Here is a 3,017-nt window from a genome sequence, read left to right on the forward strand (position 1 = left end):
TGCTCATGCTGAGTTTCCAGCACTAGATTAACTGCCCGTTCACGGACTTCCGGAGAGTAACGTTTGGTCGTTGTCATAGAGACCTCCACTTTTAAAGTATAGACTCTAATTTATCCGGGGTGATTCAGACCGTGGATCGCATTGAGCGGGCATTGGCGCTGTTCATGATCGTGGCATGGCGCATCGCCTATTTAATGCGTATGGGACGAACCTGTCCAGAGCTGGACGCAATGTTGTTCTTTGATTCCGACGAGACTCATGGAGCTTACCTACTGATGAACAAGCCTATGCCCAAGGGCCGCCCTAAACTAAACGAAGTATTGCGCTTAGTTGCGCAACTCGGAGGCTTTCTTGCTCGAAAAGGCGACGTTGAGCCAGGCGCAAAAACTATCTGGAAAGGCTTGCAGAAAGTCATGACGGCCGCCGAAACGCTACGCGCGCTCAGGCACGAACAGAATGTGTATAACGAGGTGGGTTTACGCGGATGATCTTTTTTTTCACTTATACGCACTTTTACCTGCAGGGTATCGCCAATAAAGACGGGCTCAGGAAAACGTAATTTCTCATAGCCATAAGTCATAGCGCGGGAATTAATATCCCCTGCGGTCATGCCTACCGCCACTGCGAAAGTTAGAGTACCGTGGGCGATGCGCTGGCCAAAGGGCTGCGTTTTGCACCACTCGGCATCCATATGATGCGGATAAAAGTCGCCGGTCTGGCCGGCGTGTAACACAATATCGCTTTCGGTGATGGTGCGCCCCGTGGTGGTGCGGGTTTCGTCCAGCACAAATTCCTCGAAATATTTATCGATGAACATAACGTTACTCCAGGCCGCCGGTTAATCCAGGTGGTAAACTTCTTCCATATTCGCCCATAATTCCTCTGGCGCACGCGTCGCAAGCGGCGTCAGGCAGGGGACGCATTCCGCCCACCATTGCTGGGTAACCGGATCCGCAGCCATTTTTTTCATGTCTTCCTGATAATTATCGCCATGATATTCGTAGTAACTGAAGAGATAGCCGTCCTTAAAGTAAATAGAATAGTTTGAAATATTACATTCCTTGATCATGGCATTAACATCGGGCCAAGGATTAGCATGTAATTGTGCATAATAAGCATATTTCTCCGGCTTGACTTTGATCACGCCTCCAAAACGCTGAATCGGTTTCATGGCTTTCTCCTCCGCATTAAATAATCCGGCTACGTGCCAGCGCTTCACAAATTTGAACTTTGCGTTGTTGGCTAAGCGGCCCGGTGGGGCGCAGCGAATGAACGGGAATATCAAGTCCGATTTGGGTCAGGGCATATTTCACGACGTTGTAAAACGGCACATCCAGGCCGTACAGTGCCGGGATCCACGACAGTCGGCTTTGCAGCGCATTGGCCTGGTCGAATTCCCCCTGTTGCCAATGGCGATAAATGCCACAGGTGAGCTGCGGCGCAAAATTGGCACTGGCGGGAATGGCGCCATCGCCGCCGAGGATTAAGGTGCCGAGCAGGTATTCATCGTAGCCGGCAAATACGGCAAAGTCAGGACGCAGGGGTTTAACGGCGTGGATCACCTCGCGAATATGGCTTAGGGTATCAACGGTATCTTTCAGACCGACAATATTCGGGCATGCCTGCGCCAGGCGCACGATACACGCAATCGGGATTGATTGTCCTGTCAGCGCCGGAAAATTATAAAGCAAGATGGGTAACGGTAGTTGTTCGGCGATATAGCGGTAATGCTCAAAGAGGTATTCTTCCGCCAGCGGGTTGTACCAGGGATTTACCACCACCACGCCGTCCGCGCCGTACTCCTGCGCCAGCCGGCCGAAGGCCAATGTCGCCTGTGTGCCTGAATGGGCAATGCCGACCAGCACGGGTTTGCGGCCGGCGACATGACCAATACAGAACTTCATCACTTGCACCCGCAGGGCGTCCGACATGTGCGCGAATTCGCCGGCGCTGCCGAGGAAAAATAGCCCATCCACATCGGTGGTCAGCAAATGATCGATAAGCCGTCCCATCGCCGCTTCGTCAAACTGCTCTTGCTCATTAAATAACGTGGGAACCGGTGGAATAATCCCTTTGAACTTAACGGACATAGTGTTTCTCCTGCTTTAATGAAAATTCGCCGTCTCCCGGGGCCGGAAGGAGAAGCCCATTCATGACAATCGATAAAGCTGCACGGCGTTGGCGTTGAATAAGCGGGTCTGGAACGCGTCGCCGAAGGCGTGCGTGATATCCATCATCACATCGATCCACGGCGCCATTCCTGTCCCCAGATCGCAGACGGGAAAATTGCTGGCAAAAATGACCCTATCGCGGCTGAATGTCTTGAGGGCAGCCTCGACGGCGGGCCGGACAAGGTCAATATCGCCTTCGGGGGGAATCATCACGCCGGATACCTTGCAATAAACGTTATCGCACGCGGCCAGCGCGTGCAGGTTTTGCCGCCAGCGCAGAGCATAGTCCGCCTCTTGCGCCAGACGCACGGCATCGACAATACCCATATGATTCAATACAATATTAGTTTTAGGGGCATGGCGCGCAAGGCGGGCCACATCGCCCAATTCAGCATTGCGCACGCAGGCCTCAAAGCACAGCCCGGCGTCGCCGAGCGCGTTGACGTTGTGGATGAAAACAGGCGTCAGGCAGCTGCCGGGCGGCTGGCTTGGCACGTGCAATACGTGCCGTACGCCTTTCACCCAGCGATGGAACGCGCCCGCTTCACGCCAGCGGGCGACGGCGTCTGGTCGCTGTAAATCCAGCGAAATGATGCCGCCGCAGACAGCATTGGCGGGATCCTCGCACAGTTCGCGCAGATAGTTCGCCTCCTGCTGCCGTTGATCGGGAGCGACGTCCACCTCCACATACAGCGCCCGGTCGATGCGCCAACGCCCGTTGCGTATTCCGGTGAAAGTGAACGCTGATTCTGGACGAACGTGAACGCTTTTTTTTCTTAACGCGCCTACTGTGTTTTTATTAACTCTTCTGTTCACTTTGGTCAACCTGAGACCGGCGTTTTCTCA

3 protein-coding genes and 2 pseudogenes are annotated in these 3,017 nt (G+C 53.8%); 1 reads left to right on the forward strand and 4 read right to left on the reverse strand.

Features of this window, described 5'->3' with window-relative positions; genetic code table 11:
• Positions 1-137: 137 nt before the first annotated feature.
• A pseudogene (locus CINSTRO3249_RS14485) lies at positions 138-488 on the forward strand (IS4 family transposase); the annotation flags it as partial.
• A gap of 5 nt (positions 489-493) precedes the next feature.
• Here CINSTRO3249_RS14485 and CINSTRO3249_RS17760 read toward each other — a convergent pair.
• The 4 genes and pseudogenes from CINSTRO3249_RS17760 to CINSTRO3249_RS14505 form a co-directional block, all read right to left on the reverse strand.
• Positions 494-817: pseudogene (locus tag CINSTRO3249_RS17760) on the reverse strand (MaoC family dehydratase); the annotation flags it as partial.
• A 21-nt stretch (positions 818-838) separates the two neighbouring features.
• The gene (locus CINSTRO3249_RS14495) at positions 839-1,171 is read right to left on the reverse strand and encodes an L-rhamnose mutarotase (protein ID WP_174249803.1); all 333 of its coding nucleotides are present in this window, start codon (positions 1,169-1,171) and stop codon (positions 839-841) included.
• A gap of 16 nt (positions 1,172-1,187) precedes the next feature.
• Positions 1,188-2,090 carry a dihydrodipicolinate synthase family protein gene (locus tag CINSTRO3249_RS14500; RefSeq protein WP_074013770.1) on the reverse strand — a complete coding sequence of 301 codons (903 nt, stop codon included), beginning with the start codon at positions 2,088-2,090 and terminating at the stop codon, positions 1,188-1,190.
• 60 nt (positions 2,091-2,150) lie between these two features.
• Complete coding sequence (locus tag CINSTRO3249_RS14505; RefSeq protein WP_254304375.1) at positions 2,151-2,987, reverse strand: amidohydrolase family protein; 837 nt, start codon at positions 2,985-2,987, stop codon at positions 2,151-2,153.
• Between the last annotated feature and the right edge of the window lie 30 nt (positions 2,988-3,017).

This window comes from Candidatus Sodalis sp. SoCistrobi, assembly GCF_900143145.1.
GTDB lineage: Bacteria > Pseudomonadota > Gammaproteobacteria > Enterobacterales > Enterobacteriaceae > SoCistrobi.